This is a genomic window from Mesorhizobium sp. KR9-304 (genome assembly GCF_040049215.1).
GTDB lineage: Bacteria > Pseudomonadota > Alphaproteobacteria > Rhizobiales > Rhizobiaceae > Mesorhizobium_K.
This window is the reverse complement of record NZ_JBDZDN010000001.1, coordinates 976738-991764: the sequence shown is the minus strand read 5'-3', so window position 1 is coordinate 991764 and position 15027 is coordinate 976738. Positions and strand designations below refer to the sequence as shown.

Genomic DNA, 15027 nt, shown 5'->3' with positions numbered 1-15027 from the left:
AGAAAAGTGGATGGGGGAGAAGGCCGGCACTTCTGAATCGGAAGCGTCCCTTTTCCCTAGCATGGAAGACCGCAATCGCCCTATTCAGCGAGCCGAAGCGGAGGAGGCGATCAACAGTCTGTTCCGACGCGCGCTTACCGAAGGCGATCCGAAAGCTTGGATGCGGGGCCTGCTCAAGCTGATCGCGCAGATGTCCCGATACTCCGTGTTCAATGCCAAGCTGATCTTTCTGCAGCGCCCGGGCGCAGTCGCGGTCGGCACCGAGTTCTACTGGAAACGAAAACATCGTACGATCCGGCCCGGCGCGATGCCGATCGTCATTCTTGCGCCGAGCGGGCCGATTGCCATCCTCTACGAGTATGAGGATACTGAGGGGTCGCAGCAGCTGTCTTTGCTGGACGACGAAGATCACAGAGGTGACAAGGCCATCTCGGAGGCCTTCTATCGATCCTTTGCCTCACGCGTCGAAGCCGTGGGCCTGACGAAGAAACATCCGGACGGGCTCATTCGAGTTGTCGACGAGGGTCTCGGAACAGCCCGCAAGGGCGACGTTCACCATCGGCGTGACAGGCGTGACAGATACGTCATCAGGATCAACCGAATCGCTTCACCGAGGGAACGGGTGCTAACATTGATCCACGAACTCGGGCACATCATGTGTGGCCACCTGGGCATGCATCCGCTAGGTTGGTGGCCAGACCGCAAGAGCCTTGGTGGATTGCCAGAAGGCATGCGGCACGACATCAAGGAGTTTGAAGCCGAGGCAGTTGCCTGGATCATCGCGAACCGCGCCGGCATAGCGTCGACAGCGCCGGACTATCTGGCAAGCAAGGTCGCTCCGCTGGACAATGAAAGACTAAATATCAATTGTGTTCTCGATGCTGCCAATCGCATCGAGCCGTTGTTGGAGAAGCGGCGGTAGGCAAGGTCCTTTCCACCGAGTCTTCTGTCAAGATAATTTCCCACTTGCTGTCACGTGCTCGTGGCCTCTGACTGTTTCCGCTCGAGCGCTACCTCCTTTCAAAGGCAGTATCCACCACGCGGCGGAAGTAAGCAGACGCAGCACCGTCCGCCCCTTGGTGTCGGCGGATGGGAAAAAACATGATAGCCATACTAATACAGGTCGAGCAATTCGATGCGACACGGGTGTGTTAAGGTGGGGAATGCAGAACGTTAGAACAGTCGACGAGCAGCTTGATACGCTAGGCCAAAAGACAGGTGTCGAAGAAGAGCCGCCCGCAGAAGAAAGCGAGCGCATCGCTGAGCCTTTCGATCCGGATGATATTGATGTCGTCACACGATCGATGACCGTAGATTTACTCCTGTCACGCACGGCTTCGGGCATGATCGATCTCCAGCCAGATTTTCAGCGGCGCTGGGGTGTGTGGGACATCAAGCGACAAAGCCGGCTCATCGAATCGCTCTTGTTGCGTATCCCGCTTCCGGTGCTCTACGCGGCAGAGGACGATGACGAGCGATGGGAGATCGTTGATGGCATCCAGCGGCTTTCGACGATCGCACGATTCATGAAACCCGAGATTATCGACGTGAAGCCGCTGACTCTTCAGGGTCTTGAGTATCTGCACGATTATGAGGGGAAAGATTTCGACGGATTAGGATCACGGCTGCAGCTGCGGCTGCGCGAGGCCGAGCTGATTATCCACTTGATCCGCAAAGGGACGCCGCCCGAAGTCAAGTTTAACATTTTCGCGCGCATCAACACCGGTGGAATGACGCTTTCGCCGCAGGAGTTGCGCCATGCGATCACCCCCGGCAAAGCTCGTGATCTTCTGGAAGACTGGGCAACACTTCCTGAGTTTATCGAGGCAACCGATGGGAGCGTCCGGTCGATTCGGATGGACGATCGCGAACTCGTGCTTCGCTTTATTGCCTTCTACCAGCGCGGGCTCGACGCCTACCGTCAACCCGACATGGACGGGTTTTTGATTACCTCGATGAAGATAATTAATGCGACCGATGATGACGGGTTGGCGAAGGTGCGTGAGAGCTTCGTGCGTGCAATGAGCACCGCACATTCGATCTTCGGAAAAGATGCATTTCGCAAGCGCTTTTTTGTAGGAGCCGCCCGGCTCCCAATTAATAAGGCTGTGTTCGAATGCTTGTCCGTCAATCTTGCGCACCTCACTGATGCCGAGCGGGCGACGCTGATCGAGCGTGGCGAGCAGGTTAGAAGAGCATTTATCGAGCTCTGCCTCGATCGCTCTTTCGAGTCGGCGATCTCGCAAGGCACTGGCGACATCAATAAGGTTAATCGCCGCTTCAACGCCATCCAAGAGATGCTTACGAAGGTGATCGACCATGATTGATCATATCGGATTGCAGAACTTCAAAGCGTTCAAAGAGGTCGAAATAGAACTCGGCGCACTGACATTGCTTTCGGGCCTCAACGGCAGTGGCAAGAGCACGATTTTGCAAGCGCTTGGGCTCTTGCGCCAGTCCTTCGACGTGCGCTTCCTGCTCGAAGGCTCGCTGGCGTTGAACGGCGATTTGGTCGAACTGGGCACCGGGCGGGACGTGCTGTACCAGCGCTTCGATTCGCCTGAGATTGCGATCGAACTAGGCGAGTCTAGCGATGATGCGGACGCTTATCTTTGGCGCGCGCCAGCGGGCTCCGACGCAGATGTGCTGCCATGCACGGCCAAGCCGGGGGAAGGCGAATTACCTCCACTTGCTCTATTCGCGCGAGGATTTCAATTCTTGCGCGCTGATCGCATCACCCCAGCAGTCACCTTTCCGAAGTCGCAAAATGCTGTGCGCCAGCAACTTTTTTTAGGGGCGCGCGGCGAGTTCACTGCGCACTTCCTGCTTGAGTTCGGCGAGCAAATTACCACCGCCGAAATCGTTCGCTGCGCGGATGAGCCGAAGGCGCTGAGCTTAATCGCGCAGGTCAACGCCTGGATGCAAGAGTTCAGTCCCGGCGTTCGCGTCGAACCCGCTTCGGTGCCGATGACGGACTTGGTTCGCCTTGTCTTCTCCTATCGCGGGGAGGGTGCGGCATATGGGGACGTTTTGCGACCGACAAACGTCGGCTTTGGGCTGACCCATGCGCTTCCGGTGGTTACTGCATGCCTTGCGGCGCAACCGGGCACATTGGTGATTGCTGAGAACCCGGAAGCGCAGTTGCATCCTCGCGGTCAGTCGACAATCGGGCGGTTACTCGCCCTGACTGCCGCGAATGGCGTCCAAGTAATCGTGGAGACGCATAGTGACCACGTCCTCAACGGCATACGCTTGGCGGTCAAGGACGGTTTGCTTGCGCCTGAGCGAGCGCGGTTACATTTCTTTTCACGCGAGCGCGGCCAGCCAAGCGGCTATGAAACCCCGAAGCTTGGACGCGATGGACGGCTCTCATTTTGGCCCGTCGGCTTCTTTGATCAATGGGAGCGAGCCCTCGACCGGCTATTGGGTTAAAGTTAGATGCCCCTACAGCTATTCCTGAACGAGCTGTCAGTGCCGAAGACGCAACTCGCGCACGCAGTAACGATTGGCCACCTCCAGCAACTAGTTGCGACGATTCGTGAGGCGCGGGGTATCGATGCGGCTCTCATACTAAATAGCGACGTGCCGCTCGCGAACTTTCCACTTGGCGACGGAGCCACGATAGCTTCAGTTCGTAATGATGGCGAATGCGTCGAAGAAAGCCTCTATCTCAAAACAGTAAATAATCGCGCTCCCCTGATGTTAGCTGCAGCCGATGTGGCGAAAGTCGATCCTGACCTTTGCGAGTATCGGCTGCCGGTGGCCGCCCCATTGTATCCCGGCGAGGCTGCTCCGGGGCTCGGATTCGCGCATCTCTTTGATGGCTTGGGGCTAAGTCTGGCTTCCCACAACTTTTGGCTAGCGCAGTCGATTGAGCTCGATCTGGCTACATTCGATTCTGTCGGTGAATTGGTTACTACGCAGGTCGTGGCGCGCAATGCCGATCGACCAGCCACCATTGTAAGTCACTCGGCTGCGCTTCGCGCGCTCCTAGCGCCGGCCATCGCCGACGGCGCGGAACTTTGGGAGCGCCGAGCTGAGCTTTTGCCCAATCTCGCCTTCATCCCGCGTACGCGCGCGCAACTGCAAGGCATTCTTGCCGGCGATCCAATGTTGGAGCAAGCTTGGGTCAAACTGCGAGGTATCGATCAAGCTATTGAGGCTTGGAAAATCGTCCAGGGGGCTCATCCCATGTTCCCGTTCAATGTACGGCCTGAGAGTAAAAGTCGGCGCGGGCTTGCTGAGTTTCAGGACGCCGATGGCAATCCACGCATCTTCAGCGATCATTGTGATCTCGCTCCTACCGAAGCCCGCATTCATTTTGTAGTCGAGGTTAATCCAGAGCGGCGCGCGTTGATCGGTCACGTCGGAAGAAAGCTCGGTATCGGTTAGCATTTAACCCAAGGTTGTGCGCTGAATTGTACGTGGAGTGAGACTATCTACCTGAAGCCCCCACCGCTTATGGCAGGATAGGGTGTCTTGAGGCGGAGGGATGCTCCGCCTCAGCATCCGATTCGGAGTGTTTCATCGAGGGATTTAGCGAGCGTTGCGCTTCAACAAAAAGCGGACATTGCTGCGACTAGAGAAACGGCTGCCTCGCGCCCCCATGCACGAACCCGCTCCGCGGGAGGGGTGCCTCCTTCTGAAGCGACGCGGCTGGCATATCCCTTGAGCGGGTGAGAGCATCGATCTGACCATGGAGTTCCCTTCAATGAGAGGAACTCGCCATGGCTACCCCGTCGAAACCGGACGGTCTGGTTTCGGCCCCTGACCTGTACAATGAATCCTTCCCGGATAGACGGTCAAAGGATTCGTATAGGTCTCGATCGCGGTAGGAGCGGCCCGTCTACTTCAGGGAAGGGAGACCGCATGCGCATTGAGAGACCAACCTTCATCAAAGATCAGCGTGAGATCTCCTGACGTTGCTTCTGTTCCTACGACAGGCGCGATGTAAGTGAGCACATCCCGTACCTTGGCTTCCTTGGGTTTAGAGGTGAACATCACCTGCGTGTTGGCAGGTGTGCGCCGCAGGGCCGCGATGAAGCGGATAAAGTTGTCGGATGGACGGTGACTGTCGTGGGTAGCATGCGACAACAGCAGCCGGGTGGTCTCGGCCTGCTTGGCATAACCAGACGCCAGCAATGCACGATAAAAGTATGCATTGGCTCCACCGTGATGGGCAACCTGCACAATGTGTAGCGGCGCCAGCTGCTCGATCAGTTCAGCATGGAAATGGGGTGAGCTGGACACCTTGAAATCATTGGCACCGGCGTCGCCAGTCACCAGGATTCGCTGGTCGGCATGTTCGACGACCATGATGTAGCTGAGCTGGTTGCTCGGCGTGATGCTGGCTACCGGGATCATCTCCAGCCGGGCCGCCATGAGGTATGACCCGATCGGTAGCAAATGCCGGAACTTGTTGACCAGACCCTGCGATGGGCCGAGCAGGATTACTTTTGGCGCATCCGGGTCAGCGGGCAATGCCCTCTCGAATCGACCGGGCTGCCCCACCGGCTTTACCCACCCAAAGGTCTGTGGCTTGCCATCTTCGATCGTAGCGCAGCGAATTTTGATCGAGCGCGCTTTTAGGGCTTCAACAACCGCCGCAAGAGACGACGCGGTGATGGCATCTTTCGCCGTGGATTCCCTGATCAACCCCAACGTCTGGGCTTCAATGTGAGCCAGATGGCTATACCCAGTTACCCGTTCGTCGATGAACGGATCATCGAGCCACCAGCGGGCGCGCTCCCCATATTCCTTGAGTTGTTCATCTACCTTCCAGGGGTCTGTGATGTCGTCTTCGGCGTGACCCGAACTGGCCCGGCCGATCGTAACGCCGGCGTCAGCGATGTGCGCCTCAAAATACTCTCGGCTCGGTTCGACACCGCCCTGCTGCGATCGATTCGGGTCGAGCATGAGTCTGTCATCTTCGAACGCGCGTTCGCGTGGACGAGCATCTCTGCCGCGCCTTCGGTCGGCCTCACGCTCAAGACTTGCCAGCCTTGAGCAGGTTGCTGCCTTGTCGGCCAGGTAGCGGCGCAATACGCCCTGACCAGCCTCACCGGCGAGTTGCAAAGCCAACAGGGACTCGTCCCTCAAAGGACTTCCGGCAAGTGCAAATTCAGTGTCATTGGCAACCGGCGGAAGCCAGGCCTCGCCGATCTCGATGTCTGGGTTTTCGATGACGTCCACCAGGCCGTCGAGGTGGTCCGCGTCGTAATGGGTGCCCACGATCAAGTCGATGCGAAGTTTGTCGCCGCCGAATGCCTTGATGCTGTTGTCGAGACGATCATTCACCCGATGACTTTTCCTGCCGGCGTCCGCAAGAATCCTTACAATTCCGTCCGTAGTTTCGAACTGAAGCAGCATCGCTGCACCCAATTCGACAGCATACATGTCTGTTCTTATTCGCACCTTATGCCTCAGTCGGTTGCAGTCTCCTTAGATTGAAGCGGTAAGGCCTGCAGCGTCAATCCACGTCGTTCCGCTAGTCCTGATCGCCCTCCCGTTGACTGAATTTTCCCTCCAGCACCGCCCGCCAGCAGGCGAAGAAGCATCGGCCATGTCCCCCAGAAAACGAACCCTTGCATCTGTTGATGAGCCGACGGTGGACCAACTTTGGGATAAGGTGCGAGCGCTGCGATCCGTTTCTTCTTTGCTAGTGAAGGACGCTTGCGGGTGGTTCAGGCCGGTCTAGCAACGAAATTACGAGCTTAGGGTCTTCGGTGATCATGCCGCGCGAGACGAGAGGCAAACCTACGGTCTATTCGAACGCAAACGAATGTCTGCTATCCTGGACTAGCTCTTGCGAAGCCGCAGTCCCTTCACGGCGCCCCAATTCGGTCGTTCGCCCCGGCAGTTCGTGATCCTGCAAACTGCCGGTCCGCGACGGCGACTCCTATGTCTCAGATGGGGTGGATTCCCTGCCTGGCGGCTTTCGGGCGGCTAAGTCGGAGAAGCTGCCGTTCAGGTGGCAGCCCTACTTCAACAGCAACGCGCACCCATCTTTGTCGCTTCTTGCCTATCCCCGAGACCCGCCGTTGATTGTGTCCTGCATTGCTGTGCCCACGTTGGCCGCCTGCAGGGGATCAGGCCAGCTGTTCTCGCTTCTTCGTCAAGGACAGAAGCTCGTCGACGGCATCCTCGGTGTTCCAGTGACGATTCCGTCCCATCCGAACCGAACTCAAGCCTGGGCCGTAAACAAGCCATTCGATCCGATGCACATTGACCGTGGCCGGGCCGTAGCCGACCCCGAGGCCCAGATGCGCGGCAAGAGCCGAGAAGGGGCCGATCGTGCGCAACAGGTTACAATTTTCGCCAAACGGCAACGACCGCTCGCCCCCGTAGGCAGCCAGGCGCTCAGCGATGTCGTATTCGGGGTCGTAGGTGATGCCTGCCAGCCGTATCGATCCTGCATCGGGCCGCCCGGCGAGGGCGCGCGCCAATTCACCGAGCTGGCTGATCGTTTGGGAGCAGCGCAGGGGATTCATGCAGCGCGTGTAGAAGAACGCGATCAGCCCGGCGCTGTCGCCAAGAATCTCGCGCAACGGGCTTCGTCTCCCGTGCTGAGTTTCCATCTCCAGTCCAACAAAGTCGCCGAGTGACAGGACGTCGGACACAGAATGACGCGCGGGCAAATTGCCACCGCAACACGACGACATCTGACCTGATGATCGTCCGCTCGATCCGGGCAGTTCCGCCAATGTCCGCTCGATCTCCCTGAGGACACTCACGCCACCCGGTCCAGGAGGAAAGCGGGTCAAATCGACATATCGGTCAATGCCTCCCAAACGTCGTTGAGCCGCCTTCAGCGCAACGGACGCTCCTGTTGGCGGCGTGCTGCTGTGCCGGAGAGCGATGGCGGCAGCAGCGAGGACGGCCGGAGAATCAGCGCTTTCGAGATCAGCCATTGCGTGCTCAACGATGCGATCCGAGAGACCGAATTGAATAGCCTGCATCATCAACGTGGCACGCAATTGCAGCGCGTCGGACGAGCTTCGTCCGCGATAGACAGGATGGTTTTCCGCGAGCATTTCAAGGATCTCGTCGGGCGCCGGCACGTCTCGGGGGATGGTCGTCATAGCTGCTTGGGGCTCGACGTGCGCAATCCACGGCGGACCGTCGCGTCGATTTCCGTGTCGGCTTCGTTGCCGAGAACAGTGTGCGCTGCAGTGCCGAACGCATCGGGGCGTAGCGCCCGCAACGCGACCGCGCTGGCCCGCCTGACTGCGTTCGCTTCGCCGGTATCCTTCATCATCGTTTCAAGCCTGCCAGCGGACGCTGGGTCCGAGCCGAGTATCCGGGCGGCTTGTTCCCTCACCTGCACCTCTTCGCTGACATCCAGCATTTTAGTGGCAATCCGGACTGCCGACCCATGGTCGTCTCGCGCCAGCATTTCCAAGGCAGCGGCTGGGGGTACGGCTGCTGGTTGTGTGCCTTCAAGTCCTTCGATCAAGACGCGGCTAGCGATCGTATCTCCCGTATTGGCCAGATGGTCCAAAGCCGCACGGCGAAGTTCTGCCGTCTCATCCACCGCTTGGGCGACCGTTTGCAGGGCAGCGACGAAAACTGCTGCAAATGGAGCAAACTTCGCGAGGTCGAAAGCGCCAGCTTGAAGCGTGTACAGAGCAGCGAGCCGCGATTCCGGCTTCGCGCGACGATCTTGTAGACTGGCTAAGGCTGCCTCCCATGTCTCGGCGTCAGCAACGGCCGGCCCAAGCCGTTCTGTCGCGGCCCGTGCTTGCGTTCGTTCCAGTTCTGCCTCGACTTCCCGGCGAAAATCTCTGACCTTCATACGATGGCCTCCTCTGTCTCCAAGGTTTCGATCTCGAAAGGAACGTCATCGTAACTGAAGCCGAGACTACCGCGACTGTAGAGCCCGTGAAAATCGATCATGTCACGCACGCGTGGCGTGCCGGTCCCGGGCGCGGTCGCGTATGGCGATGGAGGCAGCCCGGCTCGCGGAGGTACGAAATCTGGCCGTGGTGCAACGCGATCCTGATTCCACGGCCACATTGTATCGTCCAGTCGATGACCGACGGTGCCGCCGCCGTCCGGGCGGGAGGTGCCAAACACTGAGTAAGCCGACGGATCGTCTGCGTTGCTGCGCCGGTTCAGCCACTGCCATCGAGCCCAGAGCCGATCGACATTCGTATGCAGGAGGAAGAACAGTGGATCCCGGGCGGCGGTTGGCACCGAATTGACCGGACCGGTGAAACGCACGTGAGCGGCTCCATGAGGATTTGCTTCCATGCGGCGGAAGCCGGCGTAGCGATCTTGGCTCCCGCCAAGCTCGAAAGTATCGCCTTCCGTCAGAACCGCCGGTATTGTGCCTCCCCCAATGCTCACGTTAGTGGTTGGCGCGAAAGTTATGTCCCACCGTGGGCGTCGCGCAATCCCGACTACCCCATCCGTCGTCCAGAATTCGAGGGCATGTCCCGGCCGGAAGACCACGAGATCGGATGCGCCGGGACTGTTCGATGGTGAACCGAGGAATTCGGGAACGAATAACGAGGGGGCTGCTTCGTCGAAACGCCAATACGGCAGTGCAACCGCTGGCTCGATCTCTTGCAGGCAGCGTTCGAGGTCGAGCAGGTAGGCGCGATGCCAGGCCAGGAATCCGGCGGCGCCATGAGCCTCGGGGGCGGACGCCGCGACGTGCATGTCGCGAAACGCGCGAAACGGCCCTCCCCCGGCATCATTCAGTTGCCCGAGCGCGTCGAGGAAAAGGTCACGCTCGGCCGCGGTCAGCGCAACGGCGTTCTTGCGCACCCGCACCATGCCGTCCCTCTTACCGATGACGGCGTTGCTGTTGTCGACAGCCTCGATCACCACGTCGCCGTAGGCGGTGCTCGGGGATCTGAACTCGCCGGCGACCCAGAACGTCCGAGGGGTCCCGTCGGAGGCAACCTGCTGCAGCCTGAGTTCAGCATCGTCCGATTGAGTAAATCTGGTCGAGAACACGACACGCCCGCCACCGGCCGGACCGGCATTTCTCAACGTTACATCATGGCCACCGACCGTACGGTCGGCGTCCTCAAGCCTCAGAGTTGCCCGAACCGGTGCCCAGGTCAGAAAACACCGTCCATTCCGGTCCGTGGGTTCGACTTCGATGACAGCCCGCATCGCCGTTGCCCTTTTCGAGGAACTTATTCAGAGGAACGCTTCTTGAGTTTGAGAATCGGAGCGCCATCGTCTGCCACGGAAAGCCGGCACGGCCCGTCCCCATCATCAAGGACCATCTCGAAGTCTGCGTCGGAGCCTGCCACAGACGCCCAGGTTCCGCTGGTGACCCGGTTCACATCGTTCGGTGCGACCCCCGCCGACTTCACCTGATTGCCCGGATAGAAGGCCAGCTTCCGCCGTCCCCGACTCGGCGGGAGCGGATAGTCCTGCTGTCGAAACACCAAGACGTCGCCGGTGTCCTCCTCGGCCGAATGAGCCCATTGCCCCAATAGAATCTCGGTCTTGCGATCCATTCAGGGCGCTCCGCTACACCCAAGTCACACCGTCGAACCATTTTTCCCGACCGTCGCCGACCTCGGTTGGATGGACAGCCCTTGCCGCCGCGAATCCGGCGGCCGCATCACCGAGTAGCACATCCTCGGTCGTGACGGGATCGAGCGCCTTGGAACTGGTCAACGACTTGCGGGGACCTGCCAGCGCGGCGTTCATCCGGGCGAGTTGACCGGCGGTGAACATCACCATCGTACCATCGTTCACATAGTCCATGTAGTTCATGAACATGTCGCCATTAGGTACGTTGTTGCAGCTGATCAGGGGAAAGCTGTCCTTGGTCACGTCACCGCCGTTCGGACCTGCTTGATTCGGGGTGTCCGCAACATTGTCCGACCGGCTGCATCCATTGCCGTCATCTCCCCAGATGTGCAGAAGATCGAAGAAGTGGCCGACCTCGTGCACCGCCGTGCGGCCCAGATTGAAGGGGGCCTGGGCGGTTCCGGTTGTGCCGAATGCGGTAACATTGACCACCACGCCGTCGGTCGAGGCCGGCTCGCCCGGGAAGGCCGCGTAGCCCAGAAGTCCGCCTTCAATCCTGCAAACCCAGAGGTTCAGATAATCATCACGCGGCCATGGCGACTTCCCGAACTCGTCGTGCTTGATGAGGCTGTCGAGCTTCTCGGTCGCGCTCGGGTCGAACTGATCATAGGGGAACTGGTCGAGCGACGTCTGCGTTCGAGTCACTCCCATAGTCTGCTTCCCGTCAGGATCTCGCCTTGCCAGCGCAAACTCGATCATCGTGTCGACCGCGAACGGCTTGAATGCGTCGGGAATGTCGGTGCGATCATTGTTTCGCGCTCGGAAATCGCGGTTCAACGCATCGATCTGGCTGTCGATCTGTTCGCTGCTGATGTTGTCTTGCGGATCATTGAAGATGACGTGCACCACGACCGGGATCCGGATGATGGACGAGCGGGCCGCAAGGCGCGCCACGCTAGAGAAAGCCTCAATGCGGCGCCGGTTGGATTGGTAGACTTCGTCGGTCTGCGCCAAGTACTTGTGGTGGTCCATCGTCGCGCAAGTGCGACCCTTGGGCACATCGGAATTCCTTGGCTTTCTGGCCATTGCAGCCTCCAGAGCTGAATCTCGCAAAGCAGATAGATCGACGCCTGCTAACTGTCAGATTAGCAACCTTAAATTCCTAGTTCAATCCAACGAATACTGATTTTTAGGCATCATTTTCGGAATCGTGATCCAGTTGCTCCTGAATATGAGAAACATTTTGCACTGCACAATCAATTTTAGTTGTAAAACAAGCAGATATTTGTAGATTTCATACGGGAGGTGGCCAAGCCTACTTCCACTTATGAGATCTCAATGTCGGCTCATCGAGAAAGATATCTCGTGCAGAGATCAACAATTTGGCGCAGCCTGTTCATATTTGCCGTCATGTTCGTTGTCGCGCTTACCCCGGCAAAGGCGCAGTCTTCCTGCACGGCGCCTGCTGGCTGGACCTCGCACGCCGCTGTCCCGGCTCCGGACAACGAGACCGAACCGACCAGCAACTGCGATTTCCATGTCTGGGCTTGGAACACGTTCCTCTGGATGACCCAGATGAGCGGCAACAGCCTGAGGTTCGAGAGCTTCGCGACGGTGGCTGATCTGTTTGCTCCGGATGCCGCACCGATGCGCTTCTCTGAGCTGCCGTCCGAGAAAATCCTTCGGCTGACGGTCCGCACGGCCAAGACCGAGGAAATGCAGGATCTGGACTCTGTTTTCCAGGCGCGGACCAACGGGGTGATCGTACACGGTCCGGGCGAGACGTCCGGTCGAGCGGTTTACTACTCGCAAAACGTCGAGGAGGTTTTTTTCGAGTTTGTTCGCACGAACAGGTACTATGACGCGGACGTGTATGAGGCTGCTCCTCCAAACACGAATTTTCCGGTCGGCGCGATGGAGTTCAAGTATTCTTGGAAGATCGTGGACGAGAACGAGGACGTCTCAGAATTCTACACCACGCCGGCAGAAATCTTCGTCCTTACCGAGAAGATGATCGACGGTAAAAAGACGATCGTCCTCGATCCGGACAATACGGCGAAGGTCACTGTCGCTCTTGTCGGCGTGCATGTGGTCGGCGTCGTCAAGGACCACCCCGAATTCATCTGGGCGACGTTCGAACACGTGAACAATGCCCCCGACCTCCCGCCTGGCATGAACATCACCTCGCCCGATCCCGTCAGCAACCGCGATTGGACCTTCTACGACGCAAACACCCCGGCAAAGGACAGCAATCGGAACCCAAACGACGACCTGCGATTGGTAAACGCCCAGAAGCAACTTCTTTCGCCGACGGTCGATGTGTTCCGGGCGTTTGCGTTCGGCGGAGGCTCACCAGAGAATGTCGCGAACATCCAATCCCTGAACGCCAGCGTTAAGGCTCAAGTTACGGCCGGAACTGTGTGGGAGAATTACATGTTGGTCGGTGGCGTCTGGACCACGCCGAACAACCTGATCCCGGGCAGCTTCGTCAGCCCCCAACTCGGTTCGACAAGCCTGGCCAACGCGACGATGGAAACCTTCGACCAGATATTCGCCGGGGTGAATTGCCTTGCCTGCCATGCACCCGCCAAAGAGACCAAGGACGGAATTACGGTGCCTGCGCTGAACATGAACATCAGCCACATCATGAAGAACGGCTTCTTCAGCCAGCGAAAAAGCGGGAATTGACCGAATGACCGATATCAAGGACTGGGTCTGGGCCGTGGCCGGCGACGCGCCAGAGGCCAGCTCTCGCACCGACGACATCTGGTTCTTCGATGAGACTTCCGGGTGGCTGGTCAATAGCAGCGGCCAGGTCTGCCAGACCAATGACGGCGGCCAGACCTGGCAGCAACGCGAGTTCATCGACCCCTCGTCCACCGCATTCCCGTATCTGCGCTGCATGGCCTGGCCGAGCCGTGAGCAAGGCTGGATCGGATCAGTGACCAAGTTCTCGTCCAGCAAAGAGTATCTGGACATCCTGCTGCATAGAACCGAGGACGGCGGCGCGACCTGGACAGCCCAAAGGAACATGCCCCAGGACGCACCCGCCGGTATCTGCGGGATCTTCGCCGTCAACGAGGACGTGATCTACGGAGCCGGGACGAACGATCCGAATCTCCCTGGGCCCGGCGTTGTAAAGACAACCGATGGCGGCGCAAGCTGGTCCTATGTGGATCTGTCCACGCAGGCCGACAACCTGATCGATATCCATTTCACAGACGCCAAGACCGGCTGGGTGGTCGGTGGCAAGATCGATCCGGCCTGCCCTAACAACAAGCCGGGCTTCGAGACGGCACCTCAATACGCGCAGCTGAAGCCGGTGGTGCTCAAGACCACTGACGGTGGGCAGACCTGGGTTAACAAAGCAGCCGACGTGGCGGGCGTCGACTGCGGAGAGTGGGGTTGGAAGATCCAGTGGCTCGACAGCCGACATGGCTATGTGTCGCTGGAAAACTTCACGGCGGCCGCCATCCTCCTCACCGACGACGGTGGTGAGACCTGGACGCGAAAGCCCATAGCCGACGCTTCGGGCAAGCAGATCAACATGGATCTCGAAGGCATCGGATTCATCGCGCCCCAAGCCGGCTGGGTCGGCGGTTGGGGCCAATCATTCGAGGGCCTCTTCAACAGCGTGACGGTCGATGGCGGCGCAACCTGGACAGCACAGGACAATGTGCCTGGAGATTCGCAGTCCGACGCCCGCGCGCGAATCAACCGCTATCGCTTCATCGGCGATCCGATCCGGGTCGGCTACTGCAGCGGGCGGACGGTCTATAAGGGCGGCCCGTCATCCGCAATGGCGGGTCTGAAGGTTGCCGCCGCTGCGGCGAGGCCCAAGCCGGCGCAGTTCGCGATGGCCCACGTGCCGTTCGATTCGCGTGGGTCGGTCGAAATTAGCTACGTGCTGCAGCAGGATGCCGAACGTGTCTTCGTCGGCATCTGGAACCATTTCGCTTTCCATGTTCGAACGATCGTGGACCGGATTCCCCAGGCGGCGGGGCGCCACAGTGTCGTTTGGGACGGATTGGACGATCAGGGCAACCGCATGGCCGGCGGCGTATATATCTGCCGAATGTCGGTGAACGGAAATGCAGGTGAAAGCCAGATGGTGCGGCTGCCTCCACTCCGGTGAAAACTGACCATGACAATGGAGAAGAGCATGGCCGTCACATGGGAAACGATCAAGGAGTACTTCACCGGCACGGATGTGGACCACATGAAGCAGGTCTCGCAGGCTTGGCCCAAGCAGATGGACCTGCACGATGAGGGGAACGTTCTGTACTACGCCGCACAGATTCACGCATCCGTCGAAAGCGGGCGGATGCCGATCGGGGCGCCACGCTGGAGCGACGAGCGCGTCACGAACTTCTATGACTGGTGGAAGGCAAATGATCCGGACGCGGACGCGAAGCGCATCGGATAGCAGAACGTCAATTTCCGTCACACAGCCATAAGCGAGCCGGTCGTGCCAACAAGTGTCCAGAGACATTCGGTTTTGCCAGGACGTGAAGGGACGGTATCGGTGGA

At 59.0% G+C, this 15027-nt stretch carries 13 protein-coding genes; 7 read left to right on the top strand and 6 right to left on the bottom strand.

Annotated features, from left to right (window positions below):
- The first annotated feature begins 10 nt into the window (after positions 1-10).
- From ABLE71_RS04625 to ABLE71_RS04610, 4 genes are all read left to right on the top strand, one after another.
- Entirely contained in the window at positions 11-922 is a 912-nt protein-coding gene (locus ABLE71_RS04625; RefSeq protein ID WP_348782181.1) for an ImmA/IrrE family metallo-endopeptidase, read from the top strand.
- Positions 923-1163: 241 nt separating this feature from the next.
- Positions 1164-2327: a DUF262 domain-containing protein gene (locus ABLE71_RS04620; protein ID WP_348782180.1), complete on the top strand. Its 1164-nt coding sequence runs from the start codon at positions 1164-1166 to the stop codon at positions 2325-2327.
- The gene (locus tag ABLE71_RS04615) at positions 2320-3432 is read left to right on the top strand and encodes a DUF3696 domain-containing protein (protein WP_348782179.1); all 1113 of its coding nucleotides are present in this window, start codon (positions 2320-2322) and stop codon (positions 3430-3432) included. Before ABLE71_RS04620 ends, ABLE71_RS04615 begins: the two co-directional genes overlap by 8 nt.
- 39 nt (positions 3433-3471) lie before the next feature.
- Positions 3472-4392 carry a hypothetical protein gene (locus ABLE71_RS04610; RefSeq protein WP_348782178.1) on the top strand — a complete coding sequence of 307 codons (921 nt, stop codon included), beginning with the start codon at positions 3472-3474 and terminating at the stop codon, positions 4390-4392.
- Positions 4393-4851: 459 nt separating this feature from the next.
- Here the strand turns inward: ABLE71_RS04610 and ABLE71_RS04605 are convergent, their stop codons facing one another.
- From ABLE71_RS04605 to ABLE71_RS04580, 6 genes are all read right to left on the bottom strand, one after another.
- Positions 4852-6396, bottom strand: a complete 1545-nt coding sequence (locus ABLE71_RS04605) for a hypothetical protein (RefSeq protein ID WP_348782177.1) — start codon at positions 6394-6396, stop codon at positions 4852-4854.
- A gap of 692 nt (positions 6397-7088) precedes the next feature.
- Positions 7089-8033, bottom strand: coding sequence for an SCO family protein (locus ABLE71_RS04600; protein ID WP_348782176.1), 945 nt, complete (start codon positions 8031-8033; stop codon positions 7089-7091).
- A 44-nt stretch (positions 8034-8077) separates the two neighbouring features.
- Positions 8078-8794, bottom strand: coding sequence for a hypothetical protein (locus tag ABLE71_RS04595; RefSeq protein ID WP_348782175.1), 717 nt, complete (start codon positions 8792-8794; stop codon positions 8078-8080).
- Positions 8791-10125, bottom strand: coding sequence for a tyrosinase family protein (locus ABLE71_RS04590; RefSeq protein ID WP_348782174.1), 1335 nt, complete (start codon positions 10123-10125; stop codon positions 8791-8793). Before ABLE71_RS04590 ends, ABLE71_RS04595 begins: the two co-directional genes overlap by 4 nt.
- A 23-nt stretch (positions 10126-10148) precedes the next feature.
- On the bottom strand, positions 10149-10478 hold the full coding sequence (locus ABLE71_RS04585) for a hypothetical protein (RefSeq protein ID WP_348782173.1): 330 nt from the start codon (positions 10476-10478) through the stop codon (positions 10149-10151).
- Between the two features lie 13 nt (positions 10479-10491).
- Positions 10492-11583, bottom strand: a complete 1092-nt coding sequence (locus ABLE71_RS04580; protein ID WP_348782172.1) for a zinc metalloprotease — start codon at positions 11581-11583, stop codon at positions 10492-10494.
- 252 nt (positions 11584-11835) lie between these two features.
- Between ABLE71_RS04580 and ABLE71_RS04575 the strand changes: the two genes are divergently transcribed.
- The 3 genes from ABLE71_RS04575 to ABLE71_RS04565 are packed head-to-tail and all read left to right on the top strand — an operon-like array spanning position 11836 to position 14923.
- A complete protein-coding gene (locus tag ABLE71_RS04575; RefSeq protein ID WP_348782171.1) occupies positions 11836-13185 on the top strand; it encodes a hypothetical protein in 1350 nt (449 codons plus the stop codon).
- Between the two features lie 4 nt (positions 13186-13189).
- On the top strand, positions 13190-14632 hold the full coding sequence (locus ABLE71_RS04570; RefSeq protein ID WP_348782170.1) for a YCF48-related protein: 1443 nt from the start codon (positions 13190-13192) through the stop codon (positions 14630-14632).
- Between the two features lie 27 nt (positions 14633-14659).
- On the top strand, positions 14660-14923 hold the full coding sequence (locus tag ABLE71_RS04565) for a hypothetical protein (RefSeq protein ID WP_348782169.1): 264 nt from the start codon (positions 14660-14662) through the stop codon (positions 14921-14923).
- Positions 14924-15027: the final 104 nt, after the last annotated feature.

Bases quoted from the DNA above. Each gene is read 5' to 3' on its own strand.
- ABLE71_RS04625 (WP_348782181.1), top strand. From the start codon at position 11: ATGGGGGAGAAGGCCGGCACTTCTGAATCGGAAGCGTCCCTTTTCCCT.
- ABLE71_RS04620 (WP_348782180.1), top strand. From the start codon at position 1,164: ATGCAGAACGTTAGAACAGTCGACGAGCAGCTTGATACGCTAGGCCAA.
- ABLE71_RS04615 (WP_348782179.1), top strand. From the start codon at position 2,320: ATGATTGATCATATCGGATTGCAGAACTTCAAAGCGTTCAAAGAGGTC.
- ABLE71_RS04605 (WP_348782177.1), bottom strand. From the start codon at position 6,396: ATGTATGCTGTCGAATTGGGTGCAGCGATGCTGCTTCAGTTCGAAACT.
- ABLE71_RS04600 (WP_348782176.1), bottom strand. From the start codon at position 8,033: ATGCTCGCGGAAAACCATCCTGTCTATCGCGGACGAAGCTCGTCCGAC.
- ABLE71_RS04595 (WP_348782175.1), bottom strand. From the start codon at position 8,794: ATGAAGGTCAGAGATTTTCGCCGGGAAGTCGAGGCAGAACTGGAACGA.
- ABLE71_RS04590 (WP_348782174.1), bottom strand. From the start codon at position 10,125: ATGCGGGCTGTCATCGAAGTCGAACCCACGGACCGGAATGGACGGTGT.
- ABLE71_RS04585 (WP_348782173.1), bottom strand. From the start codon at position 10,478: ATGGATCGCAAGACCGAGATTCTATTGGGGCAATGGGCTCATTCGGCC.
- ABLE71_RS04580 (WP_348782172.1), bottom strand. From the start codon at position 11,583: ATGGCCAGAAAGCCAAGGAATTCCGATGTGCCCAAGGGTCGCACTTGC.
- ABLE71_RS04575 (WP_348782171.1), top strand. From the start codon at position 11,836: ATGTCGGCTCATCGAGAAAGATATCTCGTGCAGAGATCAACAATTTGG.
- ABLE71_RS04570 (WP_348782170.1), top strand. From the start codon at position 13,190: ATGACCGATATCAAGGACTGGGTCTGGGCCGTGGCCGGCGACGCGCCA.
- ABLE71_RS04565 (WP_348782169.1), top strand. From the start codon at position 14,660: ATGGCCGTCACATGGGAAACGATCAAGGAGTACTTCACCGGCACGGAT.